The sequence below is a fragment of the Janthinobacterium sp. C22 genome, from assembly GCF_057919405.1.
Window position 1 is genome coordinate 6,633,107 of the sequence record NZ_CP193659.1, and the last position, 25,350, is coordinate 6,658,456.

A 25,350-nucleotide genomic window follows, 5' to 3' on the forward strand; every position below is an offset into this window, starting at 1 on the left:
GATTTTATTGAAATACAAAATTTAAATTGCGCGCAGATACAATAATTAATAAAAAATTATGTATCGATGCGGCAGGCAATAAAGACGGTGCTTGCGCCGATAAAAAATGCACAAGCGCTGTAATAAGCGCCGGCCCATGGCGGGCCTGCCGGCAAGCATAATGCGGCAATCCCAATCGTTTCTTGAGGGAAAATAAAAACTGGCGCGAACGCGCCAGTGGGGGAACTGTCTCCAATCCGCGACACAGGCGCCGGGGGAGGCGCCTGGGAAGGGACAGCTTACTTGAATGATTTACGCGGTGGCGATTTCGGACGCGGTGGCGCAGGCTTGCGCTCCGTCGTGCCGTCATCGAGGCTGATGCGCAGTTTCTGGCCCGACACCACGACCGATTTCAGGTGGTCGAGGATTTCCGGCGGCATGCCTTCCGGCAGGTCCAGCACGCTGTAGTTGTCAAAGATATCGATGCGGCCGATATGCTTGGCTTCCAGGTTCGCTTCGTTGGCGATGGCGCCCACGATGTTGCTTGGCGTCACGGCGTGCTCGCGGCCCACTTCGATGCGGTAAGCCGTCACGCCCGGGCGTGGACGTTCCTTCTTCGGCGCGCGCGGCGCAGGTGCTGCCTCGCCCGCATCCGCTGGCGCGGACTTGGCGGCAAACGGCTTGCGCGGCGCGGCTGGCGGCGCCAGGTCCGGCGCGTCGCCGTCACGGCTGATGCGCAGCTGCTGGCCCGCGACCCACACGGTTTTCAGCTGGTCCAGCAATTCTTTCGGCATGCTGTCCGGCAAGTCCAAGACACTGTAGTCGTCATAGATTTCGATGCGGCCGATGTTTTTCGAATCGATGCCCGCTTCGTTGGCGATGGCGCCCACGATATTGCCCGGTTTTACGCCATGTTGATGACCTACCTCAATACGGAACGTCTGCATGCCGGCGTCGGCTGGACGCTGGATGCGTTCCTTTTTCGGGAAGGCCGGGCGTTCGCTGCGCTCGTTGCGGTCGAAGCGGTCGCCCCGTTCCGGACGGTCGTTGCGCTCAAAGCGGTCCTGGCGCACGGGGCGGTCGTCTTGCCACGTTGCTTGCTCGCGCGCCTTGTTCTTGTCCAGCAACAAAGGCACATTGCCACGCGCCATCTTCGCCAGCGCGGCGGCGATTTCGATGGCGGGAATGTTCTGTTCGCGCTCGAAATCCTCGATCAGCGACTGGAACTGCTCCAGTTCGCCCAAAGCCAGGGTTTCGCTGATCTGTTCCTTGAACTTGGCGATACGCACGTCGTTGACGGCCTGGATCGTCGGCAGTTCCAGCATGCCGATCGGCTGGCGGGTCGAGCGTTCGATAGCTTTCAACAAGTTCTTTTCACGCGGGGTGATGAACAGGATTGCTTCGCCGCTGCGGCCGGCGCGGCCCGTGCGGCCGATGCGGTGGGTATAGCTTTCCGGATCGTGCGGCACGTCGTAATTGACGACGTGGCTGATGCGCTCGACGTCCAGGCCGCGGGCGGCCACGTCGGTTGCGACCAAAATGTCGATCTTGCCGTCTTTTAATTGCTGGATCGTGCGCTCGCGCTGCGCTTGCTGGATGTCGCCATTGATGGCGGCGGCCGAGAAGCCGCGGGCTTGCAGCTTGCCGGCCAGCTCTTCCGTGCCCAGCTTGGTGCGGGCGAAGATGATCATGCCGTCAAACGCTTCCGCTTCCAGGATGCGCGTCAGCGCGTCGAGCTTGTGCATGCCCGACACGAGCCAGTAGCGCTGGCGGATGTTGTCGGCCGTGCCCGTCTTGGCGGCGACCGTCACTTCGGCCGGGTTCACCAGGTAGGTGGTGGCGATGCGCTTGATGACGGAAGGCATGGTGGCCGAGAACAGGGCCGTTTGATGGCCTTCCGGGGTTTCTTTCAAAATACGTTCGACATCGTCGATAAAGCCCATGCGCAGCATTTCATCGGCTTCGTCCAGCACCAGCGTTTTCAGCTTGGACAGGTCGAGCGAACCCTTGTCCAGGTGATCGATGACGCGGCCCGGGGTGCCGACGATGACGTGCACGCCGCGGCGCAGGGCCGACAGTTGCGGGCCGTAGCTTTGGCCGCCGTAGATCGGCAGCACGTGGAAGCCGGGAATGTGGGCGGCGTACACCTGGAACGCTTCGGCGACCTGGATGGCCAGTTCGCGCGTCGGTGCCAGGACCAGGGCTTGGGGTGAGCTTTGTTTCAGATCGATGCGCGACAGGATAGGCAAGGCGAAGGCGGCGGTCTTACCCGTGCCCGTTTGCGCCTGGCCCAGCACGTCGCGGTTGGCGAGCAATAATGGAATCGTGGCCGCCTGGATAGGCGACGGTGTTTCGTAACCGACATCCTTGAGCGCGCGAACCAGCGGCTCGCTCAGGTTAAGGTCGGAAAATAAGGAAATTGGTGTATCAGACATGAAATCACTCACAAGTTCGCTCGAATCGCCCAATGCGAAAGAGTGTATCTGCTAGTTTACTCTTTACTGGACCATACCGGGTGGAACGAGGCGGCAGAACGCCATTTTTTGCATCCTAAAACGCAGAAAAATCGGCGATCCGCACGCAATTGGTGCAAAAACCAAGCAATATTATGTGTTTTACAATAGATTCAGCTGTTTTACAGATGCGCCCCGATATTGCTTGCCGCATCGACCGAGTGGCGCAGGAACTCCAGCAAGTCCTCGTTCAGGCGGTCCTTGTGCGTCGTCGCCAGGCCGTGCGGCGCGCCCGCGTACACAAGCAATTTGCTGCCGATGATGAGCTCAGCCGTGCGCCGCGCCGAGGCGGCGATCGGCACGATCTGGTCGTCGTCGCCATGGATCACCAGGGTCGGCACGTCGAATTTGGCCAGGTCGCTGGTGAAATCCGTTTCCGAAAATTGCTTGATGCATAAATACGATGCCGGCATGCCCGCCTGCATGCCCTGCAGCCAGAAGTGCTCGCGCACGCCCTGCGACGGCGTGGAACCGGGCCGGTTGTAGCCATAGAAGGCCTCGCTCAAGTCGCGGAAGAAGGCGCTGCGGTCGGCCTGCACGCCGGCGCGGATGGCATCAAAAACGGAGAGCGGCAAGCCCAGCGGGTTATCGGCCGTCTGCAGCATCAGCGGCGGCACGGCGCCCACCAGCACGGCGCCGGCCAGGCGCCCGGTGCCATGGCGGCCGATGTAGCGCGCCACCTCGCCGCCGCCCGTCGAGTGACCGACGAGGGTGGCGCCCGCCAAGTCGAGTGCGTCGATCAGGGCGGCCAGGTCGTCGGCATAGGTATCCATGTCGTTGCCGCCGAAAGGCTGGCTGGAACGGCCATGGCCGCGCCGGTCGTGCGCGATGACGCGATAGCCGCGCGCGGCCAGATAAAACATCTGGTCTTCCCAGGCGTCGGACGACAAGGGCCAGCCGTGGCTGAAGACGACGGGCGGGCCGCTGCCCCAGTCCTTGTAGTAGATCAAGGTGCCGTCGGCGGTACGCAGGGTATTGCTCGTTTGCAAATCGGTGGCAGTCATGGAACGCTCCTTGTCGGTGGGCCAGCGGCCATTGTGGCCGCAATCGGCTTGCGCACGCCGCGCGCTACGCCAGGGCATTGCGGTAGAGTAAGATTGCCGCTGCTTTGCTTTCTCGTATTCACTTTTGGAGTTGTCATGCGCTTTCCCTTCGTCCTCGCCGCCAGCCTGTTCAGCACGGCCGCCCTCGCCCAACCGCTCGTCGCCGAAGCGCCCCTGCGCGCCCATTTGTCCTTCCTGGCCGACGATTTACTGGAAGGACGCGGCACGGGCCAGCGCGGCGGCGACCTGGCCGTGCGCTACCTGGAAACGCAGGCGGCCGTAGCCGGCTTGCAACCGTTACAGGATGGCAGCTACCGCCAGGCGCTGACCATCGTCGGCAGCAAGGCCTTGCCATCGAGCAAAGTCACCTTCAGCGCGGGCGGCAAGACCATGTCTCCCGCCTTCGGCAAGGACATCGTCTTTGGCGCGGCGAATGGCCAGCAGACAGTGGCGTTCGACGCGCCCGTGGTGTTTGCCGGCTACGGCATCCGCGCGCCCGAGGAACGCTGGGACGATTTCAAGGGCGCCGATCTGAAGGGCAAGCTGGTCATCATGATGGTCAACGACCCGCAGCCCACCAGCGCCGAACCGCAGCGCTTTGCCGGCAAGTCGCTCACGTATTACGGCCGCTGGGTCTACAAGTACGAGGAAGCGCTGCGCCAGGGCGCCGCCGGCGTCTTGCTGATCCACACGACCGAGTCCGCTTCTTACCCATGGTCAGTACCCGCCAACGGTTTCGGCCACGAGCGCTTCAACCTGGCCGGCGCGGGCAATGCGATGGAAGGCTGGCTGCAGGAAGACATGGCGCGCGCCCTGTTCCAGGCGGGCGGACAGGACCTGGACGCCTTGCGCGCGCAGGCGGAAACGCGCGCATTCCGCCCAGTGGCCCTGAACGCGACGGTCAAGGTGGCACTGAATAGCCAGGTGCGCAGCATTGAGCAATTCAACGTGGCCGGCATCGTGCCGGGCACGGACCCGAAACTCAAGGACGAAGCCGTCATTTACTCGGCCCACTGGGACCACCTGGGCAAGGATGACGAAGGCAGCGCGCGCGCAGGACAGAGCGACCATATCTACAACGGCGCCATCGACAATGCCTCGGGCGCGGCGGCCCTGCTGGCCATGGCGCAAGTGGCCGTGAAACAGCCGGCGCGCCGCACGCAGATCTTCCTGTGGCCGGCCGGCGAGGAAACGGGCATGCTGGGCAGCACGGCCTACACGCGCGCGCCCCTGTGGCCGCTGGCCAAGACGGCCGCCGACCTCAACCTCGACAGCATGAATTTCGTCGGCAAGACGCACGACATCGGCGTGGCCGGCGCCGAGCGCAGCAGCCTGTACGCAAGCGCCGCCAAGGTGGCCAAGCGCATGGGCCTGCGCCTGGCGCCAACCATTCCCGACCTGTCCGGCGCGTTTTACCGGGCCGACCATTTTGCCTTCGCCAAGGCCGGCGTGCCCGCCTTCAACGTGGGCTCGGCCGTGTTTTCCGGCGACGGCTCGTTCGACTTCGTCAAGGAGCCGAAGGCGTCCAGCGAACGCCTGGTCGCCTTCAAAAAGGATTACCATCAGGTAACGGATGAGTACCACCCGTCGTGGGACTTGTCGGGCATGGTGCAGCAGGCGCAGTTCACCTTGAACCTGGGCTACGAAGTAGCGAACGACAAGAATTTGCCGGTGTGGAACAAGGGCGAGGCATTTGGAAAAGTGAAGCGCTAACGTCAAGCGTAGGTCGGATTAGCGGGGCATCGCCCCGCTAATCCGACAACATTGTTAGCGCCGGTGGTGGTGTCGGATTACGCGGCGTAGCCGCTAATCCGACCTACGCTCTTTGATTCAAATCGCCATGATGCGTTTCAGGTCGACGAATGCCGTCTCGTACAAATGCTGGAACGCGCCCACCATGACCTCTTCCACGCCTTCGGCCGCGTCGAACTCGCTCGACCATTGCGCCACGCACTCATTCGCGCCCGGTTCGCCCGTGACGCGCAGGGTGGAACGGTAGTTCTTGACGGGGATCGGGCCCGAGACGATGGTGTAGCTGTAGCTCTTGTCCGCTTCGCTGTAGCTTTGCAGGCGTTCGGCGATGATGGCGCCGTCCGTGGTTTTCAGGCGGCGCACGCGGCCGCCGTGTTCGGACAGGCTGGTCTTGATGGAGCTCGACCATTCAGCCAGCGACTGGAAGCCGCCGATAAAATCCCACACGCGTTCGGCGCTTGCCGCCAATGTTACAGAAACAATTACTTGGGCCATCTTTAATTCGGTTCCTCATCCAGGTTTGCCGGGCGCCGCGCCCGGCCGGCCGGAGTTGCCCGGCACAGCCGCTATTTTAGCGCCCATGCGGCTTTGCTGCTGAGCAAACCATGGCAACCGGCCAGCCTGGGCTGGCTCTCTTATAGATTTTCCGCCAAGAAAATCAAGGAATTGCCGTGCGCGTGGGCTGCGGCGCGCTGCTGGTAGCTGTCGCGGTGGGTGCAGTTGAAACCGTGCTCGGCGCCCGGGTAGATATGGATTTCCACGTCTTGCCGGTCTTCGAAGCGCTCGGCGATCTTTTGCACGGCTTCCGGCGGAATATGGCTGTCCTGGCCGCCGAAATGCATGAGCAGCGGCACCTGGATCTTGTCGGCCAGGTCCAGCTTGTTCTGGATGCCGCCGCCGTAATAGGCGATGGCCGCATCAACTAGGCCAGCCGCGGCCGTCTGGAACGACAGCCTGCCGCCGAAGCAGTAGCCGACCGAGGCCAGCTTGCCCGTCACTTCCGGGCGGGCGCGCAGGACGGCGACGGTGGCGGCGATATCGGTATTGGCGTGCGGATTGTCGGTGGCCTGCATCAGTTCGACGGCGCGCTTCCAGCCATCCGCGTCATAGCCCAGTTCGATGTGCGCGCCGGCGCGCCAGAACAGGTCGGGCACCAGCACCACGTAGCCATCGGCCGCGTACTGGTCGGCCACGGCGCGGATGTGCTCGTTGACGCCGAAAATTTCCTGCAACAGGATGATGGCGGGCCCCTTGCCCACGTGCGGCACGGCCAGGTAAGCCTGAAAGCTGCCGTCCGGGCCGGCGATATCGATCCACTGCGAAGTTGTGCTCATAGAAACTCCAGTCTGAGGTTGGGGGAAATGCCACAGCCAGGCATGTTACTGGTTTTTCCCCCTTTCTGCGCCCACCCTTTGTTCTAGCTCAATACATCTCGCGCAGGTAAATCACGGGACCCGATTTGAAGACGCCAAAGACGACGGTGCCCACCGTGCTGGGCAGGTAGGGATGACCGGAGACGGAAACGTCGACGCTGCCAGTCTTGCCCCCGCCGGGTGCCGCCAGGGTCAGGCGTTTATTCAGCGGCAAGACGCCCTTGTCGACCGTATAAGTAATAGTAGTGCCAGCGGGGAATGCAAAGTCCTTGCACTCCAGTGTTTTCTTGCAATTGGCAAACACCACCTGGGTGTTGCCGAACGCGCTGATGCTGTCGAGCAGACTGGTGACCCAGGTCTTGCCGTCCCAGTACTGCGCCTGCACCGCCAGCCGCACGGGATAGCGCTCGGAACCGTAGTCATGCGGCACCATCAGGCGGCCCGTGAGCACGGTCAGCTGCGCTTCCTTGCCATCAACTGGCGCCGAGCTCACCGTTCCGGCGGCAGGAAAAGCATGGGTCGCGCGCAGCAGCAGGCCCGTCGGCGAGGCCAGTGCTGTCGGTTCTTTGGGTACGGCGTAGGCGGCAGGGAAGCTGTAGGCGATGGGGCGCGTGGCAACGCCATTGCTGAAACTGGTGACGGGGACGCCCGTCACGGCCGCAGGTGCTTTTGCCCCATCCGTCAGCGTGCTGCCCGATGGCGCCGTGGGTGGATAACTGTTCTTCCCCGTGGCCACGTCATACGGGAGCAGCGTCACTTGCGTTTTGTTGATGTCGTCATTCCTGGCGTCAAAATTCTTGGTGTCCACGCCACCCGAGGTCTGGGCACGGATGGTCAGATCGAAGGGCTGGCGCGAGTACACGGCGCGGTCGCCGGAGCAGGCGAGCGGCGCGCTGCACGGGAAAGGAAACTCCGTCTTCGCCCCCCCGGGAGGTCCACTTGCTTGATAACCAGTTCCGTCACGAAATGATGCGGATAAAAGAGCACAGGGTCGCTCGGTCCCGGCGACGTCAGGCTGCTGCCCAGATAACCGTTTTGCAGCGCAGCCGTGAAGTTGATCTTGCCCACTTCGGGCCAGACCAGCGGCGGCGCCGTGATGACGCCCCCTCTTTTCACGAAATCGAGATCGCCGCCAACCTCTGGATTGGCTACGCCTGTATAGAGCGGCGCCAGCAGGATACGATTGAGCACGACTTTTTGCACGGCGACACCGCTTTCGTTGCCGAAATTCTTCGTCACGGCACCGAGCGCGTTGACGGCCGACAGCATGATGGTCGCACCGGGCGTCAAGGGCGCCGCCGCCAGGCCCGCGCGCTGCATCGGCGCCAGCTTCGTGAACAGAAATTTCGCTGGCGCCACGATGACCGTGCCGCTGCCGCTCATCTCCAAACCTTTATCGCTGCCGCTGTCCGGCTTGTAGGAGGCTGTCAGCAGCAGCGCTCCCGCATCGGCATACAGCATGTTCGGCTTGGCCACGCCATTGGCGCCGAACGTTACCGTCACCTTGGTGCTCGACCCGGCGCAGCTGCTCTGGTCGTTGGCCGCCAGGGCAACATAACTATTTTTGGCACTGTCAAAGATGCGCGCAGGCAATGTCCCCTTGTCCGGATTGCTATACGCACAAGTCAGGTTCAAGTCCTTGTTCTGGTTGGCGAACATGGTCACGCAAGCGGTCGGATCGTTGGGCGCTACTTGCAAGGCGCTGATTTCCAGTTCGCCCGCCTCTTCCGCGTAGCGCGGGAGGCCGCTCACCTGGAAGCCGCTGGAGAGAAAGCTGATCTGGCAATTGCTCGTATTGCCGCCGCTCTTGCACACCAGCGCCCCCGTCGTGGCGGGCGTGCTGACCAGGCTCAGCGTGGCGATGCCCACCGTGGTCTGGCGCACCGCGACATTGGCGTTGACGCCGCTGGTATCAATCTGCGTCGGCACGCCGCCAGGGCTGACGGTGACGCTGGGGCTGGGACTACCCTTGTAGACCGCGCTGCAGCTGGCATCGGCGCAGGCCGTCACTTTCACCGTGGGTACCTGGCAAGTAAGCGCCGTCAGCGGGTGGTCTATCTGGAAATGGTGCAGTCCGCTCGGCGTACTGGGTCCGCACTTCGGCCCCATCGGTTCATTGAAAGCCCAGCCGCTGTTGTTCGTCACGCAGCTGCACGGGTTCGACGGCGTATCGCCTTGCAAGTGATGGTTTGCTGCACCCGGCCCTGCCAGCCCAGGGTGATGTGGTCGACCTTGGCGTTGCCCGTGATATAGGCGTTGGACGAGTCGAGCGTGACCTCGCCGGCATCGACGTTGCCCTTGATGCCATTGCCGGAAGCGATCGACAAGGAATTGCTCGCCTCTACATTGCCCGTGACGAGCAGGCCCGACGCCTTCAGGTCGATCGTCGGCGATTTCAGGTTGCCCGTCACCTGGCTGCCGGAACCGATAGTCAGCGAGGTGGTCGCCGTGATATCACCCTGGATGCGGGTACTGGCGGCCAGGATATTGACGACGGTGCCGCTGATGGGACCGTTGATGACGGAACCCGAGGCGATTTCCACGGGCCCCTTGGCGCTGATCTTGCCCGTCACCGTGACGTTGTTCGAGCCCATCTTGATGGTCGTGGCGGAGATATTCGCCGTGATCGTCTGTTCCTGCGCGCCCATGAGGAAGGTGCCGCCCTCGGCGCTCAAGCTGCCCCCGTCACCTTCAGGTTCGGCGGATTGATATCCTTGATGTCGAGATTGCCCTTGACCGTCAGCGCGGCATTGCCGCTCATCGTCAAGCCCTGGTTGTAGCTCATCGCCAGGGAACTGTTGACCGTCACGCCATACGCGCTGCCGATGACGATGACGTCGGTGGAACCCAGCGCCAGCGAAGCGCACGTGTATTGCAGGCCATCCGTGCTCAGGCTGCAGCCGCTGACGGCACCGCCATTGAAGTTGAGCGTGGCCGCTTGGGCAAGGGATGAGCCCAGCAGCAATGTCAGGGCGGCAAAAATGTGGAGTAAGCGCACGATATCGAGGAATCCGGTGGGTGGGGAGCCAGCGGGCGCGCGGATTATTTCATGCTAACCTACGCCATCGCTGTTGTTGCATTATGGCAGTATTTATCCCCCTCGCGCATATCGCATGATCAAGCAAAGCCCCAAAGAATTCCCCCTGCGCACCGTCGACATCATCGTCTATCCCGGCTTCAAGGCGCTCGAAGCCATCGGCGCCATGAAAGTGTTTGACTACGCCAACACCCATCTGCGTCTGCGCAAGCTGCCCGGCGGCTACGACGTGCGCATCGCCTCGACGGCCATCGGTCCGGTCGAGTCCGACACGCTGATGTCGCTGCACGCCAGCAAGACGCTCGATGCGCACCGTCTGCCCGACCTGGCCGTCATCGTCGGCTGCCACCACGTCGAGCAGGTGCTGCAAGACATTCCCGCCCTCGCCGCCTGGGTGGCTGCGGCGGCGCCCCGCATCGACACCCTGGCGGCCCTGTGCACGGGCTGCTTCTTCCTGGCCGAGGCGGGTGTGCTCGACGGCAAGAGCGCGGCCACGCACTGGAGCGCCGTGGACAGCCTGCGCCAGCGCTACCCCTTGATACAGGTCAATGCCGATGCGATTTTCGTGCGGGAAGGCAAATTCTGGACGTCGGCCGGCGTGACGGCCGGCATCGACCTGGCGCTGGCCCTGGTGGAAGACGATTTCAGCCGCGATATCGCGCTGGAAGTAGCGCGCGACCTGGTCGTGTATCTGAAGCGGCCCGGCGGCCAGTCGCAGTTCTCCGTGCACCTGTCGAGCCAGATGACGACGCATCCGACCATCCGTCAGTTGCAGGGCTGGATCATGGAACACCTGGCCGACGAGCTCACGGTGCCGCTGCTGGCGGCCAGGCTGGCCATGAGCGAGCGCAATTTTACGCGCGTGTTCCAGCGCGAAACGGGCACCAGCCCCACGGAATTCATCGACACGGCCCGCTTCGAAGCGGCGCGCCGTCTGCTGGAAGACAATGTGTCTTCCTTAAAACAGGTGGCCGTGCAGGCGGGCTTGCATAGCGAGGACAGGCTGCGCCGCCTGTTTCAAAAGAAACTCGCCATCACGCCGCGCGATTACCGCGAACGTTTTTCCAGCACGGCGCGCTAGGATTTCAGCGCGGCTTGCCGTGACGCACGTGGCGCGTGGCCAGTTGACGGCTCTGCCGGGCCAGCGGTGTAAACAGCAGTGCGCATAGCAAATACGTGGCCAGCAGCGCCAGCCAGATGGCGGGCGTGGCAAGGGTGGCGGCATTGCTCCACCACAAGGCCAGCAGGGAAGACAGGGCCGCGCCGAGGAAGACGGGCAACATGCGGCGCAAGGTCGCGAGGTAGGCAGTGGCAAACATGAACGGCTCCCAAAGCAAGGCGGTATGCCTTCACACTAGCAGGGGCAGGCAGCGAAGTACAGCCTGCCGCCCTGCCCCGTCCGTCAAGTGTTGCGCAATGAGTACATCCGATAAAATTAGTACAACACGACGGAACGGATCGATTCGCCGCTCTTCATCAGGTCGAAGCCTTCGTTGATGCGTTCGAGCGGCAGGCGGTGCGTGATCAGGTCGTCAATGTTGAGCTTGCCTTCCATGTACCAGTCGACGATCTTCGGCACGTCCGTGCGGCCGCGCGCGCCGCCAAAGGCGGAACCGCGCCATTCGCGTCCCGTCACCAGCTGGAATGGGCGGGTGGAAATTTCCTGGCCGGCCGCCGCCACGCCGATGATGAACGATTTGCCCCAGCCCTTGTGCGTGCATTCGAGGGCCTGGCGCATCAGGGTCGTGTTGCCCACGCATTCGAAACTGTAGTCGGCGCCGCCGTCCGTCAGCTGCACGATGGCGTCGACGACGTTTTCCACCTCGTTCGGGTTGATGAAATGCGTCATGCCGAACTTGCGCGCGATGGCCTGGCGCGCAGGGTTGATATCGATACCGATGATCTTGTCGGCGCCGACCATCTTGGCGGCCTGGATCACGTTCAGGCCGATGCCGCCCAGGCCGAACACGGCCACGTTGGCGCCCGCTTCCACCTTGGCCGAGAACAAGACAGCGCCCACGCCCGTCGTCACGCCGCAGCCGATGTAGCAGACCTTGTCGAAGGGCGCGTCTTCGCGGATCTTGGCAAGCGCGATTTCCGGCACGACGATGTAATTGGAAAAGGTGGACGTGCCCATGTAATGGAACAGCGGCTGGCCGTTCAGCGAGAAGCGGCTGGTCGCATCCGGCATCAGGCCGCGGCCCTGCGTCGAGCGGATAGCCTGGCACAAATTCGTCTTTTGCGACAGGCAGAACTTGCACTGGCGGCATTCCGGCGTGTACAGGGGAATGACGTGATCGTCCTTTTTCAGGGTCGTCACGCCCGGGCCCACGTCGACGACGACGCCGGCGCCTTCATGGCCGAGGATGGCGGGGAAGATACCTTCCGGATCGGCGCCGGACAGGGTGTAGTAATCGGTATGGCAAATGCCCGTGGCCTTGAGTTCGACCAGCACTTCGCCGGCGCGCGGGCCGGCCAGGTCGACTTCTTCGATGGTCAGCGGGGCGCCCGCCTTCCAGGCAATCGCGGCTTTGGTTTTCATGGGGTGTCTTCCTGCTCGGTTTCAGATGCGCCATTATCGGGCGCAGGCGGGCACAGCGGCGTAGCTGGCCCCGCGCTTGTCTGAAAACGCGGCGCATTTGTCCGATGCCGCCGCACGTTTGCGCCAGCTCAATCTTCCCGGCATACAGAGGCGCATTCTTGGCGCAAGCCTAACTCCGCTTGAGCACCCATTGCCGCGTTCCCGCAGGAGACTGATATGCGCCCTATTTTTCGATGCCAGCAGACCTGGCTGGCCCTGCTGCTGGCATGCTGCCTGGCCCTGCTTGCCGCCTGCGGCGGCGGCCATCACCACCCGGCGCCCGGCGCGACCACGGGCAACCTCACCGTCACCATCGGCGGCTTGCCGGCCGGCGTGGCGGGCGCCGTCACGGTCACGGGACCCGCGTCGTACAGCAAGACGCTGACGGCCACCACCACGCTCACCAGCCTGGCGCCCGGCGCCTACGCCATCAATGCCGCCAGCGTGGCGCAGGGCACGGGAACCCTGGCGCCCACGCCCGTTACCCAGCAGGCGCAAGTCACTGCGGGGGCCACGGCCAGCGCCAGCGTCCTGTATGCGGCGGCGGCGCCGCTGGCCCTGCGCCTGCAGGAAGTGGCCAGCGGACTGGACGCCCCCATCTTCCTCACGGCGCCGCCCGGCGACAGCCGCCTTTTCATCGTGGAACGCCCCGGCCGCATCCGCGTGGTGCAGAACGACAACCTGCTGGCCACGCCCTTCCTCGACGTCAGCACGCTCACCACCACCAGCGGCGAACGGGGCCTGCTGTCGATGGCCTTCCATCCGCAGTACGCGAGCAATGGCTATTTTTTCATCTACTACACCAACCTGGCCGGCGATATCGTCATCGAGCGCCGGCAAGTGTCGGCCGGCAACGCCAACGTGGCCGATCCCCTGTCCGCGCTGACCATCCTCACGATACCGCACCCCACGTTCAGCAACCACTATGGCGGCCTGCTCAGCTTCGGGCCGGACGGCTATCTGTATGCGGGCACGGGCGACGGCGGCAGTGGCGGTGATCCGCCAGGCAATGCGCAAAACACGAATGTGCTGCTGGGCAAGCTGCTGCGCCTGGACGTCAACGCCAGCACGGTAGCCCAGCCGTACGCCATTCCGCCCGGCAACCCATTTGCCGGCACGGCCGGCGGGCGCGGGGAAATCTGGGCCTACGGCTTGCGCAACCCCTGGCGCTACGCCTTCGACCTGCCGGCCCAGCTGCTGTACATCGCCGACGTGGGCCAGGCCAACTGGGAAGAGGTCGACGTGCGGCCCGTAGGCCAGGCGGGCAACAACTATGGCTGGAACATCATGGAAGGCGCACACTGCTACAACAGTGCCAGCTGCAACCAGGCGGGGCTGGTCCTGCCCGCCATCGAATACGGCCACGATACGGCCGGCGGCTGCTCGATCACGGGCGGCTATGTGTACCGCGGCACGGCCCTGCCGGAACTGGCAGGGCAATACCTGTACTCGGACTATTGCAGCGGCTGGCTGAAAAGTTTCAGCTACAGCAACGGTGCGGCATCGGCCGTGACGGACTGGGGCATCACCAACGTGGGCAACATCCTGTCGTTCGGCCAGGATGCGCAAAACGAGCTGTACATGCTGAGCGGCACGGGCAAGGTGTACAAGATCATACGTAAATAAGCGTGCGCCAATGAAGCGCAGCCACGCACGTGGCTGGGGCCGTTTTTCGACGGGGCGCGGGGAACCGGCTAAAATTGTTTTTTCCGCCGCGCCCTGCGCACCAGCCCAAGAGAACACCATGGCCCGTTTGAAACTTGAATTTCCTGAAGACCAGTACTGCTATTCCTCGCAACTGACGGTACGCACGACGGACATCAATGCCGGCAACCATCTCGGCAACGATTCCATGATTTCCATGATTTCCGAGGCACGCGCCCGCTTCCTGTTCGAATACGGCGTGCGCGACATCGAAGCGGACGGCACCGGCATCATCGTCACCGACCTGGCCACCACCTACCGCGCCGAAGCCCATGCGCGCGACCAGCTGCTGTTCGAAGTGGGCGTCATGGATTTCAACAAGTATGGCGGCGACATCACCTTCCGCATCACGCGCCCGCGCGATAACACCCTGATCGCGATGGCCAAGTCCGGCTTTGTCTTCTTCAACTACAAGCGCAGCCAGGTCGTGCCCATGCCTGAAGAGTTCGGCAGCAAGTTTCCACAGGTAAACTGGATCGATTGATTCAGGTGCGGTTAAACGGGCCCTCATGCCGCCATGCTGTATGCTTATCAGGAAGACATTAAATCTGGAGCGGCATGCAATCAGCAATCACGGCAAGACTGTGCCTGGCCCTGGCCCTGCTGGGCATATTGCCGCCCGTCCTGGCCGCGCCGCAAACCGTCATCCTGTACGGCGACGATGACTATGCGCCGTACAGCTATGTGGAGCACGGCGCCTTCAAGGGCATGTACATCGATATCCTGCGCCAGGCGGCCAGCCGGATGCCCGGGTACCGGCTGGAACTGCAGCCGCGCCCCTGGAAACGGGGGCTCGACGCGCTGGAAAAAGGCCAGGTTTTCGGCCTGTTTCCACCCGGACGCAAGACGGAACGGCCATACGTGCAGCCGTATTCGGCCATGCTGCACCGCGAATCGGTGGTGCTGTTTTGCCATGACGCCGTCATGCGCACGCCACGCACGCACTTCCCGACCGACTTTGCCGGCCTGACCATCGGCGTCAACACGGGTTTTCTGCTGTCGGAGAAATTGATGGCGCCCGCCCGCAAAGGGCTGCTGCGCCTGGAAGCGGCCAAGGGCAATGAAGCGAACCTGAAGAAACTGGCCCTGCGGCGCATCGATTGCTACGCCAGCGACCGCGGCGCGGCACGCCACACGGCGCGCCAGCTGCAAGGCGAACTGGCCGGCTACGGCTTTCACTTGCGCGAAGTGCTGGAACTATCGTCCGAAGCCACCTACATCGCCTACAGCGCGCGCAATACCCCCGCCTACAAGGCCGATTTCATCGAGAAGATGAATGCCGCCCTGCTTGCCATGCGGCAAAACGGCCAGCTGGCGCGCATCGAAGAGGCTTATTTGCGTTGATTACCTGCGCTGAACGTCGCGCGGCTGCAAGGTCAGGACGGGACTGCTGCGGCCCTGGGGCTTGACGCCGAAGGTATTCTTGAACCACTCGTCGATCATGCGCTTTTCATAGCGCAAGGCGTCGCTGCTGGAATAGCGATTGATATGCTGTAAATAGGACATGTCCGACAGATAAGCGTTGCCGCTGGCAATGACTTTGCCATGTTGCTCGAGCGTATAGCGCAAGCGCAGGCGGGGCCAGTCAGCGCGGCCCGTCATCACGCGCACATCGAAGGCGCCGCGCCGCGCCGGGTCTTCGCGTCCCGCCAGATCGACATCGGTGATCTCGATCCTGAGGTCCTGACCGTGGGGCAAGCTCTTGCCCAGCCAGCTGAAGTGATCCGCCAGGCCCGCCAGCACCTGCTCCCGGTCGCGCGAGCTGAACGGCACATCGGAATAGTCGTCGGGTTTGTCGAACGTCACCTGGACGCCCGCCCAGGCGCTGCTGCCAGCGGCCAGCACCACGGCCGCCACCCATGTTTTCGCCATCGTGGAAATACGCATATGCCTTCCTTTCAGAAAGTTCACGGTCAGGCGGCAGCTGCCATGCCGGCCTCTGCCTGCCCTGTTTGACTATAGCCTGAAGTGAAAATTTCCGGAGCGCAATACGTTTCGTGCGGCGTCAGGTGCGGCGGCACGCCGCGACCGGCCGCGCCGCTTACTTGCGCGCGTGGCGCTTCGGCTTGACGCCAAAGGTAACGGCATACCAGTCGTCGATCATCAACTTTTCATAACGCAATTTTTCATTGCTGAAGTAAGGATTGAGGCGGGTCAGGTACGACATGTCGGACAGGGCCGCATCGCCGCTGCTGATGACCTTGCCATCCTGTTCCAGCACATAGTGCAGGCGCATGCGCGGCCAGTCGACCCGGCCGTTCATGACGCGGATATCCTGGCCGGCACGCAGCGATGGATTTTCACGTCCCGCCAGGTCCACGTCCGTGACGTCGATTTTCAAGGTCTGCCCGGGCGGCAGCGAGGCGCCCAGTTTCTCGAAATGCCGGCTCAGTTCCTTCAATACCTCGTCGCGGTCCTGCGGGTTGAACGGGACGTCCGTGAATTGATCCGGTTTGCTGAACCGCACTTCGGTTCCCGCCCAGGCCGCGCTGCTGGCCAGCAAGGCCAGGCCGGCGATCAGGGCGCGCGTCGTTTGCTTTTGCATGATGTACCCTTTCAGGAAATGTGAGTGGCATGGAGCCACTTCTTATGCCTGCCCAATATAGCGCGCTCCAGTCGATTCCGGCGCGGAATTCATACCTTGTTACTTTTCCGTTGTTCCGCCGGGAAGGAAGACGCCGTATTTTTTTGCAGATTCATTGGCAATATTAATTAAAACAAAGTATTGTCTTGAAAATATAGTTGCCTAAGCGATAAAGTATAGATAGTGTAGACAGCACGGATTTAAAGTGTTTTTTTAGCACGTGTGTTGCATGATTTTAGTCAATTGTTCTTGCTTATTGTTAATACTTAGCGGTCGGTCTACAATCGACAAAATGCGCCCGAAAAACGCGCAACGCCGTTCATGGCGCACAGGAATTCCTGGCGCGGGCGTCTCAGCATTGCGTCAGTTATGCCTTTTAGCGGAACTCGCCCTTATGTCATTTTTGTCTTCAGCATCGCCCAAGTTACCCCCTGGAAAGTCCTGCTCGTCGATGATGAACCCGACATCCATGACATCACCGAGCTGACGCTGAGCCGTTTCCGCCTCGAGGGCCGCGCCCTGAGCTTCGTGCATGCATACAGCGGCGCCGAGGCCAAGCAGGTGCTGGCGCGCGAAGACGGCATCGCGCTCGTCTTCCTGGACGTGGTGATGGAACGCGAAGACAGCGGCCTGGAAGTGGCGCGCTGGATGCGCGAAGACCTGGGCAACCAGTTTACGCGCATCGTGTTGCGCACGGGGCAGCCGGGACAGGCGCCGGAAGAACGGGTGATCGTCAACTACGACATCAACGACTACAAGGAAAAAACCGAGCTCGACCGCACAAAGCTGTTTACCACCACCTTTGCCGCCCTGCGCGCCTACCGCGACATCATGAAGGTGGAAGAAGCGCGCCAGGCCCAGCTCCATTACCGCGAAGGGCTCGAGCGCGTCATCGCCGCCTCGGCGCACATTTTCAAGCAGCGCAACCTGCGCGACTTCGCCAGCGGCCTGCTGCAGCAAGTCGTCGCCCTGCTGCGCCTGGAAACGAGCATGCTGCTGCGCCTGCGCGGCGCCAGCGCCATCTCGGGCGAGCAGGATTATGAAATCCTCGCGCAGATCGGCGACACGGACGACGGCATCCTCAGCCCGTCCCTGCTGTCGCAGCTGGACGACGCCAAGAGCAATAAAATTTCGCGCCTGCATGGCGACACCTATGTCGGCTATTTTCCCAACAGCAGCGGCAAGGCGTCCCTGCTGGTGCTCAAGGGCGTGGAAGAAATTTCCGACCTCGACGCGCAATTGCTGGAAGTATTCTGCTCAGGCGTGGCCATCGCCTTCGACAACATCCTGCTGACGCAGGAAATCACCGATACCCAGGCCGAGCTGATCCTGCGCCTGGGCGACGTGGTCGAATCGCGCTCGCACGAAGGCGGCAACCACGTGCGCCGCATGGCCGAGGTGTGCCAGCTGCTGGCGCAGGCCTCCGGCATGTCGGAGGAAGAAACCATGGTGCTGCGCCACGCGGCGCCCATGCACGACATCGGCAAGATTTCCACGCCCGACGCCGTGCTGCTGAAACCCGGCAAGCTCGACGCGGCCGAATGGGAAATCATGAAACAGCATCCGACGGTGGGCATGTCCATCCTGGACGGCTCGCAGCGCCCGCTCTTGAAGGCGGCCGCCGTGATCGCCCACCAGCACCATGAAAAATACGACGGCAGCGGCTACCCGCAAGGCCTGGTGGGAGAGAACATCCACAAATACGCACGCATCGCCGCCGTCGCCGACGTTTTCGACGCGCTGATGCACAAACGCTGCTACAAGGACGCCTGGCCCCTGGAGCGCGTGGTGGGCTACCTGCGCGAAGTGAGCGGCAGCCACCTCGATCCGCAGTATGTGGAGTTGCTGATTGCGAACCTGGATGAGGCGCTTGCGCTGAATCAACGTTTCCCCGATTAAAAGCTGGCGGTGGTGTCGGATTACGCGCAAGCGCTAATCCGACCTACGGGACATGCGTTAAATCAACGTTTCCCTGATTAAAAGCCGGCGGAGGTCGGATTACCCGATACGCACGCCAGCAAACCACGCGTCGGCCCAAGACCCCAACTTAGGCTCTCAGGCCCGCGTCTCCGGCCCGCCGTTTTTAGCCTAGCCGCCGGCGTCGGATTACGCGGCCTTGCCGCTAATCCGACCTACGTGGCTCCAGCGGAAAGCGTATCTTGTAATGCAACCCCATCCCCGGCGCGCTGACCACCTTCACCGTGCCGCCCAGCGGTCCCGTCACCAGGTTATACAGGATATGCGCCCCCAGGCCGCTGCCGCCCGAGCCCCGCTTCGTCGTGAAGAAGGGGTCGAACAGCTGGCCCAGGGTGGCGCTGTCCATGCCCATGCCGTCGTCGCTGTAATCGAGTTCCAGCATGTCGCCGGCCGTCCGGGCGGACAGCTTGATCTTGCCCGGCTCGCCTTCGGCAAAGCCGTGCACCAGTGAATTGACCACCATGTTCGTGACGATCTGCGAGACGGCGCCCGGATAGCTGCGCAGCTGCACCTCGGGCGCGCAGTCGATTTCCACCTTGACGGGCTTGCCCTTCAGCTTGGGCTGCAAGGAGAGCAGGATTTCATCGAGGTATTTACGCAAATTAAAGCTGCGCAGTTCGTCCGATGACTGGTCGACGGCCACCTGCTTGAAGCTGCGCACCAGCGCCGCGGCGCGCTGCGTATTCGTCGTCATGATGCGCAGGGTCTGGTCGACGATGTCGAAAAACTGCTGCAAGCCATCTTCATCGAGCTGGCCGCCCGCCAGGTCTTCCCGCGTGAGCTTCAATTCCTGCACCAAATGGCTGGTGGCCGTGACGCAGATGCCCAGCGGCGTATTGATTTCATGGGCCACACCCGCCACCAGGCGTCCCAAGGACGCCAGCTTTTCCTGGCGCACCAGTTCCGACTGCGCTTCCTGCAAGGCGTTCAAGGCGCTGTTCAGGGCCGCGTTCTGCTCTTCCAGCGCTTCCTTGGCCTGGCGCATGGCGCTGTCGGCCTGGATGCGGGCCATCGCCACGGCCACGTGGCTGGCCATGAAGGCCAGCACGTCCAGTTCCGCCTGGCCATACACGACGGATTCGTCGTAGCTTTGCACGATGATCACGCCATATTTGCGGTCGCCCAGCAGCATGGGCGCGCCCATCCAACTGGCGATGCTGGTATTGCCCAGCGGCTCGTCCATCTCGCCGCTGGCCACCAGCGCCGCATAGCTGCCGGCATCGAGCAAACACGCTTGCCGGCGCGCCAGCACATAGGAACTCATACCGATGCCGTAATGAAAGCGTTTTACGGGCGCCTGCGCATCCTTTTCATCGACGAAATACGGGATCGTGATGTCCTTGTTGTCCGGGTGATACAAGGCGATGAGGAAATTCTTTGCCGTCACCAGCTCGCTGATGATGGCGTGCAGGCGCGCATACAAGGTGGTGGCGTCGGCCGCCTGCGCCGACAGGTTGGCGATTTCATACAGCGCATGCTGCAGGTTTTCCGCGCGCCGCCGCTCGGCCACCTCGTGCGCCAGCAGGGCCGTGCGCTCCTGCACCGCCTTTTCCAGCCGGTCCATGCTTTGCATGCCTTGCAGGGCGCTCGACACGTGCGTGGCGATCAGCGCGAACAGGGCCTGGTCTTCCAGGCTGAAGCGGTGCTGCGCGTCGTAGCTCTGGATGACGATGGCACCGAGCACCTGGTGCTGCTGGTCCAGCAGCGGGCAGCCGATCCAGTGCTCGGCCGCCGTGCCGCCGCCCCAGGCGCCGCCGCCGATGGCGCGCATGGCGTCGTCGTCGGCCGTCATCACCAGCTGCTTGCGGTTGACGATGACCCAGGCCGTGGGCGACTGCGCGGCGCTGGCCAGGCGCACGCCCTCGTCCGGATCGGGCGCGGCATCGAATTCGTCGACAAAGTAGGGAAAGCGCACGAGGCCGTCGTCGCGGTCGCTGAGCGCCACGTAAAAGTTGGCCGCATACATGATGCGTCCCAGCGCCGCATGCACCGCCTGCAGGAATTCGCTGATATCGCTGCAGGTGCTCGAGCGCTGCCCGATTTCCAGCAACACGGTCTGGACGGCTTCCAGGCGGCTGAGACGGCTTTCCATGGGTGGCTATGTACCTTGTGCAAGTATATGTTCTGAAAATCAATATTATCAGTTCAGCCCAACCTTGGCACGGCATAAAACACAGAATCTTGCCTTGAGGCAGAGCAGCACACGCCACGCGCGCATTTGCCACGCTGGCAATACAGTGGCAGACTAGGCCCCTTCCTACAGACCAGACCGTCCTCATGACCGCCATGCTACGCGCCTCGCTTCGCCCCTACACCCTCGCCGGCCTGCTGGCCTTTGCCGCGCTGGGCATGCCGCCGCTGTGCGCCGCGCCAGCCAAGGCGCCGGCGGCGGAAACGGCCGATGGCGGACGCTATTTCGGTCCCCTCGTCGCGGGCAAGATGCACGGCCAGGGCCGGCTCGAATACGCAAGCGGCGCCTATTACGAAGGGGGCTTCGCGCGCGGCGTGTTTTCCGGCCAGGGCAAGCTGCGCCAGGCGTCCGGCGTCGAATACACGGGCGCATTCCGCCAGGGCGCCTTCGACGGCATCGGCCGCTACACCTCGCCCAAGGGCGAAATCTATGCGGGCAGCTTCGTCAACGGCAGCTTCGAGGGACAAGGCCGCTTCCAGGGCGCCGACGGCGCCACCTTCGAGGGACAGTTCAAGCACTGGCGCCCGCACGGCGCCGGCAAGCTGACCGACACGGACGGCACCGTCTTCGAAGGCGACTTCGTCCAGGGCCAGGTGCAGGGCAAGGCGAAGGTCACCACCAGCGACGGCATCCACTACGAAGGCGAGCTGAAAGACTGGAAATTCGAGGGTGTAGGCGTGCTGCGCACGGCCGACGGCGACGAATACCGGGGCGGCTTCAAGAATGGCCAGTTCGACGGCAAGGGCGTGCTGCGCTACGCCGTGGCGCAGCCGGACGGCCGGCGCGAAGACAGCGGCAACTGGACGGAAGGCCAGCTCGACGACCCGGCCCTGGACAAGCTCACGCGCGACAATATCGAGCTGGCCCTGTACAACCAGCGCACCCTGCTTGACGGCGCCCTGGCCCGCATCGCGCCGCGCGACGGGGCGAAAAAGATCAACCTGTACCTGCTGGGCGTGGCTGGCGACGGTGCGCAGGAAGTGTTTCACCGCGAAACGGCCTTCGTGCAGCGCCAGTTCGACCGCGATTACGGCACCGTGGGCCGCTCCTTAATGCTCGTCAACAGCCGCAACACGGTGGCGCAGCAGCCGATGGCCACGCGCACCAGCATCGCCGCCAGCCTCGACGCCCTGGGCGCGAAGATGGACAAGGCCAACGACATCCTGTTTTTATTCCTCACCAGCCACGGCTCGCCCGAGCATGAACTGGCGCTGGCGCAAAACGGCATGGACTTGCACAGCCTGCCCGCGCAGGAGCTGGCGGGCATGCTCAAGCACAGCGGCATCCGCTGGAAGGTCATCGTGATCTCGGCCTGCTACGCGGGCGGCTTCATTACGCCTTTGAGAGATGACAACACCCTCATCATCACGGCCGCGCGCAGCGACCGCACCTCGTTCGGCTGCGACGACCAGAACGATTTTACTTACTTCAGCGAAGCGTATTTCAAGGAAGCCTTGCCCAAGAGCGCCGGCTTTGCCGAGGCGTTCGACAAGGCCAAGGTGCTGGTGCAGGCGCGCGAGGCGGCCGATTTCCTCGAAGGCGGCATGGAGGCGGAAGAGCATTCCGAGCCGCAGCTATTCCAGGGCAAGGCCATCGCCGCGCAGCTGAAGGCGTGGCGCGCCCAGCCAGGCATGCGGGACCGCCTTTCTGTACAATAGATGCATACATGAAAAAATTCTTCCTCATTTTGCTGCTGTTCGTGCTTCCGCTCCAGATGTCCTGGGCCGCGGCGAGCGCGTATTGCCTGCACGAGGAAGGCAAGGCGGCGCAGCACCTGGGCCACCACAGCCACCAGCACAAGGCCGATGCGGACAAACAACCCGCCGGCGATAAAGCTGAGCAGCAGAAAAAAGGCCAGCCGCACAGCGATTGCAACGTCTGCCACGGCATCGGCCATGCGTGGCTGCCGGCCGGCTCCAGCCTGCCCATCGGCGGCATGACTTCCGTCAACGCGGACACGTCCCCCTTCTTTTACGCGTCCCACATCCCGGACGCGCCCAAGCGCCCTGACTGGTCGTCGGCCATCTAGGCCGACGGGACGTTTCTTTCACTGATCGCAATATGCGGGCCTGACTAAAGCAGGCGCCAGCCTGCGCGTCCCGTCGAATTCTTTTTCCATTCCCTGGAGAATTCGATGTACCGAATCATCTTGTTACTTTCCGCTGGCCTGCTGGCCGGCAACTTTGTGCACGCGCAAACACCTGCAGAACCCGCCGCGCCCCTGACCCTGCCCGCCGCCCTGCTGCTGGCCGAAGGCGGCAACGCCACCCTGTCGGCCGCCCGCCATGAACTGGCGGCGCAGGGCGGCGCCCTGCAACAGGCGCGCGCCCTGCCCAACCCGGAACTGCAAACCGTGCTGGAAGACACGCGGCGCGCCACGCGCAGCACCACCGTGCAACTCAACCAGCTCATAGAACTGGGCGGCAAGCGTGGCGCGCGCGCCGCCGTCGCCCAGCGCGGCGAAGACCTGGCGCAAGCTGGCCTTTCCCTGCAGCAAGCCGACACGCGCGCGCTAGTGACCACCGCCTTCGTCGACGTGCTGGCGGCGCAGGAAGGCTTGCGCCTGGCCGACAGCGCGCAGGCGCTGGCCGCGCGCGCCAGCGACATCACGGCGCGCCGGGTGACAGCCGGCAAGGCGTCCCCCGTCGAGGAAACCCGCGCCAGGGTCGCCGAAGCGAGCGTGCGGCTGGAGCTGAACCTGGCCCGCAGCACGCTGGCTGGCGCCCGCAAGCGCCTGGCCGCCCTGTGGGGCAATGCCGCGCCCCGCTTTACCGTGGCCGAGGGACACCTGGAAACCTTGCCGCCGCTGCCGCCAGGCAGCGAACTGGCGGCACGACTGGAGCAAGCCCCTGCCGTGCGCCAGGCGCGCAGCGCGCTTGCCCAGCGGCAAGCCATGCTGGACGTGGAACAGCGGCGCGCCACACCCGACGTCACGGTGAGCATCGGCATGAAGCGCTCGGAAGAGCTGGGCCGCAACCAGGCCATCATCGGCCTGGCCCTGCCGCTGCCTTTGTTCGACCGCAATGCGGGCAACAAGCTCGACGCCCTGCGCCGCAGCGACAAGGCCAGCGACGAGCTGGTCGCCGCCCGCATCGCCGTGCAGACGGCCGTGGCCGCCGCCAGCGAACGCCTGGCCACGGCCCGGCTCGACGTGGAGAGCTTGCGCCAGGACATCTTGCCCGGCGCCCAGAGCGCCTACGACGCGGCCAGCAAGGGCTTTGAGTTCGGCAAGTTCGCCTTCCTCGACGTGCTCGATGCCCAGCGCACCTTGCTGCAAGCCAAAAACCAATACCTGCGCGCGCTGACGGAAGCGCAGCACGCCGCCGCCGAGATCGAGCGCCTGCTGGGCGCCCCGGCTCCCCTGTAAGGAATCCATGACAATGAATATCAAACTCGACAAGAAACAAGCGATCGCCATCGGCGCCATCGCGGCCGCCGGCATCGTGCTGGCCATCCTTATCCTGGGCACGGGTAATTCCAAGACCCCGCCAGCGCCCGCCGCCAAGGCGGAAGCACATGCTGAAAAGAAAGACGAACACGGCCACGAGGAGGTGGAAGGCCGGCTGGAATTGACGGCGGCGCAAGGCAAGGCGGCCGGCGTCGTCATCGCCACGGCCGCGCCCGGCCGCATCAAGACGACGGTGGCCCTGCCCGGCGAAATCCGTTTCAATGAAGACCGCACGGCCCACGTCGTGCCGCGCCTGGCCGGCGTGGTGGAAGCCGTGCAGGCGGACCTGGGCCAGCTGGTGAAAAAGGGGCAAGTGCTGGCCGTCATCGCCAGCACGGAACTGTCGGAACAGCGCAGCGCACTGCTGTCGGCGCAGCGGCGGCTGTCGCTGGCCCGCTCCACGTATGAGCGCGAAGAAAAACTGTGGCGCGAGAAGATTTCGGCCGAACAGGATTACCTGCAGGCGCAGCAGGCGTGGCGCGAGGCGGAAATCGCCGTGCAGAACGCGCAGCAAAAGCTCAGCGCGCTGGGCGCCAGCGGCGCCGGGACCGGGGCCAGCAAAGGGCCGCTGAACCGCTACGACATCCGCGCGCCGTTCGACGGCATGGTGCTGGAAAAACACATCACCCTGGGCGAAGCCGTGAAGGAAGACGCGAACATCTTCGTCATTTCCGACCTGTCGACCGTGTGGGCGGAAATCGCCGTGCCGGCAAAAGACCTGGCCACCGTGCGCATGGGAGGCAAGGCGGAAGTCAAAGCCAGCGCGTTTGATGCCAGCGCGCAAGGCACAATCACCTACGTGGGCGCGCTGCTGGGCGAGCAGACGCGCACGGCCAAGGCACGCATCAGCTTGCAGAACCCGGACATGGCCTGGCGCCCGGGGCTGTTCGTCAGCGTGGAAGTGGTGTCAGGCGAAGCGGACGCGCCCGTCACCGTGCAGAGCACGGCCATCCAGACGGTGGAAGACAAGCCCGTCGTCTTCGTGCAGATCAAGGAGGGCTACCAGGCCACGCCCGTGGTGCTGGGGCGTAGCGATGGCAAGTTGACGCACATCAAGCAGGGCCTGGCCGCCGGCACGCCGTACGCGGCGCAAGGCAGTTTCGTCCTGAAGTCCGAGCTGGGCAAAGATTCCGCCGGCCACGAACATTGATCACGTCAAACGAAAGGA

The 25,350-nt window shown here is 63.4% G+C and carries 23 protein-coding genes; 10 read left to right on the top strand and 13 right to left on the bottom strand.

All coding sequences use genetic code 11. The features are described 5' to 3' along the window. Positions 1-278: 278 nt before the first annotated feature. Positions 279-2,414 carry a DEAD/DEAH box helicase gene (locus ACRHIG_RS31170; RefSeq protein ID WP_489628995.1) on the bottom strand — a complete coding sequence of 712 codons (2,136 nt, stop codon included), beginning with the start codon at positions 2,412-2,414 and terminating at the stop codon, positions 279-281. Positions 2,415-2,614: 200 nt separating this feature from the next. Next, complete coding sequence (locus ACRHIG_RS31175; RefSeq protein WP_489628996.1) at positions 2,615-3,496, bottom strand: alpha/beta fold hydrolase; 882 nt, start codon at positions 3,494-3,496, stop codon at positions 2,615-2,617. 135 nt (positions 3,497-3,631) lie between these two features. Here ACRHIG_RS31175 and ACRHIG_RS31180 point away from each other — a divergent pair, with 135 nt between their 5' ends. Then, complete coding sequence (locus tag ACRHIG_RS31180; protein ID WP_489628997.1) at positions 3,632-5,248, top strand: M28 family peptidase; 1,617 nt, start codon at positions 3,632-3,634, stop codon at positions 5,246-5,248. Between the two features lie 117 nt (positions 5,249-5,365). On the opposite strand, the gene ACRHIG_RS31185 is transcribed toward ACRHIG_RS31180, so the two are convergent. The 6 genes from ACRHIG_RS31185 to ACRHIG_RS31210 form a co-directional block, all read right to left on the bottom strand. After that, entirely contained in the window at positions 5,366-5,782 is a 417-nt protein-coding gene (locus ACRHIG_RS31185; protein WP_082654475.1) for an SRPBCC family protein, read from the bottom strand. A 140-nt stretch (positions 5,783-5,922) separates the two neighbouring features. Continuing rightward, positions 5,923-6,621, bottom strand: a complete 699-nt coding sequence (locus ACRHIG_RS31190; protein WP_489628998.1) for a dienelactone hydrolase family protein — start codon at positions 6,619-6,621, stop codon at positions 5,923-5,925. Between the two features lie 88 nt (positions 6,622-6,709). Beyond that, entirely contained in the window at positions 6,710-7,522 is an 813-nt protein-coding gene (locus ACRHIG_RS31195) for a hypothetical protein (protein WP_489628999.1), read from the bottom strand. Further along, positions 7,495-8,841 carry a DUF6701 domain-containing protein gene (locus tag ACRHIG_RS31200; RefSeq protein ID WP_489629000.1) on the bottom strand — a complete coding sequence of 449 codons (1,347 nt, stop codon included), beginning with the start codon at positions 8,839-8,841 and terminating at the stop codon, positions 7,495-7,497. The genes ACRHIG_RS31195 and ACRHIG_RS31200 overlap by 28 nt, the downstream gene beginning before the upstream one ends. Further along, complete coding sequence (locus ACRHIG_RS31205; protein ID WP_489629001.1) at positions 8,802-9,335, bottom strand: polymer-forming cytoskeletal protein; 534 nt, start codon at positions 9,333-9,335, stop codon at positions 8,802-8,804. The genes ACRHIG_RS31200 and ACRHIG_RS31205 overlap by 40 nt, the downstream gene beginning before the upstream one ends. Beyond that, the gene (locus ACRHIG_RS31210) at positions 9,332-9,658 is read right to left on the bottom strand and encodes a hypothetical protein (RefSeq protein ID WP_489629002.1); all 327 of its coding nucleotides are present in this window, start codon (positions 9,656-9,658) and stop codon (positions 9,332-9,334) included. The genes ACRHIG_RS31205 and ACRHIG_RS31210 overlap by 4 nt, the downstream gene beginning before the upstream one ends. A gap of 115 nt (positions 9,659-9,773) precedes the next feature. On the opposite strand from ACRHIG_RS31210, the gene ACRHIG_RS31215 reads away from it, so the two are divergent. Then, complete coding sequence (locus tag ACRHIG_RS31215) at positions 9,774-10,778, top strand: GlxA family transcriptional regulator (RefSeq protein ID WP_475417917.1); 1,005 nt, start codon at positions 9,774-9,776, stop codon at positions 10,776-10,778. A gap of 4 nt (positions 10,779-10,782) precedes the next feature. Here ACRHIG_RS31215 and ACRHIG_RS31220 read toward each other — a convergent pair whose 3' ends face one another. Then, complete coding sequence (locus ACRHIG_RS31220; RefSeq protein WP_489629003.1) at positions 10,783-11,016, bottom strand: hypothetical protein; 234 nt, start codon at positions 11,014-11,016, stop codon at positions 10,783-10,785. Between the two features lie 116 nt (positions 11,017-11,132). Next, on the bottom strand, positions 11,133-12,239 hold the full coding sequence (locus tag ACRHIG_RS31225) for an S-(hydroxymethyl)glutathione dehydrogenase/class III alcohol dehydrogenase (protein WP_035824324.1): 1,107 nt from the start codon (positions 12,237-12,239) through the stop codon (positions 11,133-11,135). A gap of 216 nt (positions 12,240-12,455) precedes the next feature. Between ACRHIG_RS31225 and ACRHIG_RS31230 the strand changes: the two genes are divergently transcribed. The 3 genes from ACRHIG_RS31230 (at position 12,456) to ACRHIG_RS31240 (ending at position 15,326) form a co-directional block, all read left to right on the top strand. Then, on the top strand, positions 12,456-13,904 hold the full coding sequence (locus tag ACRHIG_RS31230; RefSeq protein WP_489629004.1) for a PQQ-dependent sugar dehydrogenase: 1,449 nt from the start codon (positions 12,456-12,458) through the stop codon (positions 13,902-13,904). A 118-nt stretch (positions 13,905-14,022) separates the two neighbouring features. Then, positions 14,023-14,466 (top strand): thioesterase family protein, encoded by a 444-nt coding sequence (locus ACRHIG_RS31235; RefSeq protein WP_034753479.1) that lies wholly within the window; start codon positions 14,023-14,025, stop codon positions 14,464-14,466. 74 nt (positions 14,467-14,540) lie between these two features. After that, positions 14,541-15,326, top strand: coding sequence for a substrate-binding periplasmic protein (locus tag ACRHIG_RS31240; protein ID WP_475417920.1), 786 nt, complete (start codon positions 14,541-14,543; stop codon positions 15,324-15,326). Here ACRHIG_RS31240 and ACRHIG_RS31245 read toward each other — a convergent pair whose 3' ends face one another. Together ACRHIG_RS31245 and ACRHIG_RS31250 are read right to left on the bottom strand one after the other, a co-directional pair. Then, positions 15,327-15,869 carry a DUF3016 domain-containing protein gene (locus ACRHIG_RS31245; protein WP_489629005.1) on the bottom strand — a complete coding sequence of 181 codons (543 nt, stop codon included), beginning with the start codon at positions 15,867-15,869 and terminating at the stop codon, positions 15,327-15,329. 154 nt (positions 15,870-16,023) lie between these two features. Next, positions 16,024-16,527 carry a DUF3016 domain-containing protein gene (locus tag ACRHIG_RS31250; protein WP_489629006.1) on the bottom strand — a complete coding sequence of 168 codons (504 nt, stop codon included), beginning with the start codon at positions 16,525-16,527 and terminating at the stop codon, positions 16,024-16,026. 408 nt (positions 16,528-16,935) lie between these two features. Here ACRHIG_RS31250 and ACRHIG_RS31255 point away from each other — a divergent pair, with 408 nt between their 5' ends. Continuing rightward, positions 16,936-18,465, top strand: coding sequence for a DUF3369 domain-containing protein (locus tag ACRHIG_RS31255; protein WP_489629007.1), 1,530 nt, complete (start codon positions 16,936-16,938; stop codon positions 18,463-18,465). Positions 18,466-18,688: 223 nt separating this feature from the next. Here the strand turns inward: ACRHIG_RS31255 and ACRHIG_RS31260 are convergent, their stop codons facing one another. After that, positions 18,689-20,635: a GAF domain-containing sensor histidine kinase gene (locus tag ACRHIG_RS31260; RefSeq protein ID WP_489629008.1), complete on the bottom strand. Its 1,947-nt coding sequence runs from the start codon at positions 20,633-20,635 to the stop codon at positions 18,689-18,691. Between the two features lie 185 nt (positions 20,636-20,820). Between ACRHIG_RS31260 and ACRHIG_RS31265 the strand changes: the two genes are divergently transcribed. From ACRHIG_RS31265 to ACRHIG_RS31280, 4 genes are all read left to right on the top strand, one after another. Further along, complete coding sequence (locus tag ACRHIG_RS31265) at positions 20,821-22,392, top strand: C13 family peptidase (RefSeq protein WP_489629009.1); 1,572 nt, start codon at positions 20,821-20,823, stop codon at positions 22,390-22,392. Between the two features lie 8 nt (positions 22,393-22,400). Continuing rightward, on the top strand, positions 22,401-22,763 hold the full coding sequence (czcI, locus tag ACRHIG_RS31270) for a cation efflux protein, CzcI family (RefSeq protein ID WP_489629010.1): 363 nt from the start codon (positions 22,401-22,403) through the stop codon (positions 22,761-22,763). A gap of 105 nt (positions 22,764-22,868) precedes the next feature. Next, positions 22,869-24,101 carry a TolC family protein gene (locus tag ACRHIG_RS31275; RefSeq protein ID WP_489629011.1) on the top strand — a complete coding sequence of 411 codons (1,233 nt, stop codon included), beginning with the start codon at positions 22,869-22,871 and terminating at the stop codon, positions 24,099-24,101. A gap of 13 nt (positions 24,102-24,114) precedes the next feature. Further along, a complete protein-coding gene (locus ACRHIG_RS31280) occupies positions 24,115-25,332 on the top strand; it encodes an efflux RND transporter periplasmic adaptor subunit (protein ID WP_489630901.1) in 1,218 nt (405 codons plus the stop codon). Positions 25,333-25,350 lie beyond the last annotated feature (18 nt).

Coding starts and splice junctions, on each gene's coding strand:
- ACRHIG_RS31230 (WP_489629004.1), top strand. CDS start 12,456: ATGCGCCCTATTTTTCGATGCCAGCAGACCTGGCTGGCCCTGCTGCTG.
- ACRHIG_RS31275 (WP_489629011.1), top strand. CDS start 22,869: ATGTACCGAATCATCTTGTTACTTTCCGCTGGCCTGCTGGCCGGCAAC.
- ACRHIG_RS31170 (WP_489628995.1), bottom strand. CDS start 2,414: ATGTCTGATACACCAATTTCCTTATTTTCCGACCTTAACCTGAGCGAG.
- ACRHIG_RS31180 (WP_489628997.1), top strand. CDS start 3,632: ATGCGCTTTCCCTTCGTCCTCGCCGCCAGCCTGTTCAGCACGGCCGCC.
- ACRHIG_RS31215 (WP_475417917.1), top strand. CDS start 9,774: ATGATCAAGCAAAGCCCCAAAGAATTCCCCCTGCGCACCGTCGACATC.
- ACRHIG_RS31255 (WP_489629007.1), top strand. CDS start 16,936: ATGCCTTTTAGCGGAACTCGCCCTTATGTCATTTTTGTCTTCAGCATC.
- ACRHIG_RS31280 (WP_489630901.1), top strand. CDS start 24,115: ATGAATATCAAACTCGACAAGAAACAAGCGATCGCCATCGGCGCCATC.
- ACRHIG_RS31240 (WP_475417920.1), top strand. CDS start 14,541: ATGCAATCAGCAATCACGGCAAGACTGTGCCTGGCCCTGGCCCTGCTG.
- ACRHIG_RS31260 (WP_489629008.1), bottom strand. CDS start 20,635: ATGGAAAGCCGTCTCAGCCGCCTGGAAGCCGTCCAGACCGTGTTGCTG.
- ACRHIG_RS31235 (WP_034753479.1), top strand. CDS start 14,023: ATGGCCCGTTTGAAACTTGAATTTCCTGAAGACCAGTACTGCTATTCC.
- czcI (WP_489629010.1), top strand. CDS start 22,401: ATGAAAAAATTCTTCCTCATTTTGCTGCTGTTCGTGCTTCCGCTCCAG.
- ACRHIG_RS31250 (WP_489629006.1), bottom strand. CDS start 16,527: ATGCAAAAGCAAACGACGCGCGCCCTGATCGCCGGCCTGGCCTTGCTG.
- ACRHIG_RS31185 (WP_082654475.1), bottom strand. CDS start 5,782: ATGGCCCAAGTAATTGTTTCTGTAACATTGGCGGCAAGCGCCGAACGC.
- ACRHIG_RS31225 (WP_035824324.1), bottom strand. CDS start 12,239: ATGAAAACCAAAGCCGCGATTGCCTGGAAGGCGGGCGCCCCGCTGACC.
- ACRHIG_RS31265 (WP_489629009.1), top strand. CDS start 20,821: ATGACCGCCATGCTACGCGCCTCGCTTCGCCCCTACACCCTCGCCGGC.
- ACRHIG_RS31175 (WP_489628996.1), bottom strand. CDS start 3,496: ATGACTGCCACCGATTTGCAAACGAGCAATACCCTGCGTACCGCCGAC.
- ACRHIG_RS31245 (WP_489629005.1), bottom strand. CDS start 15,869: ATGCGTATTTCCACGATGGCGAAAACATGGGTGGCGGCCGTGGTGCTG.
- ACRHIG_RS31220 (WP_489629003.1), bottom strand. CDS start 11,016: ATGTTTGCCACTGCCTACCTCGCGACCTTGCGCCGCATGTTGCCCGTC.
- ACRHIG_RS31190 (WP_489628998.1), bottom strand. CDS start 6,621: ATGAGCACAACTTCGCAGTGGATCGATATCGCCGGCCCGGACGGCAGC.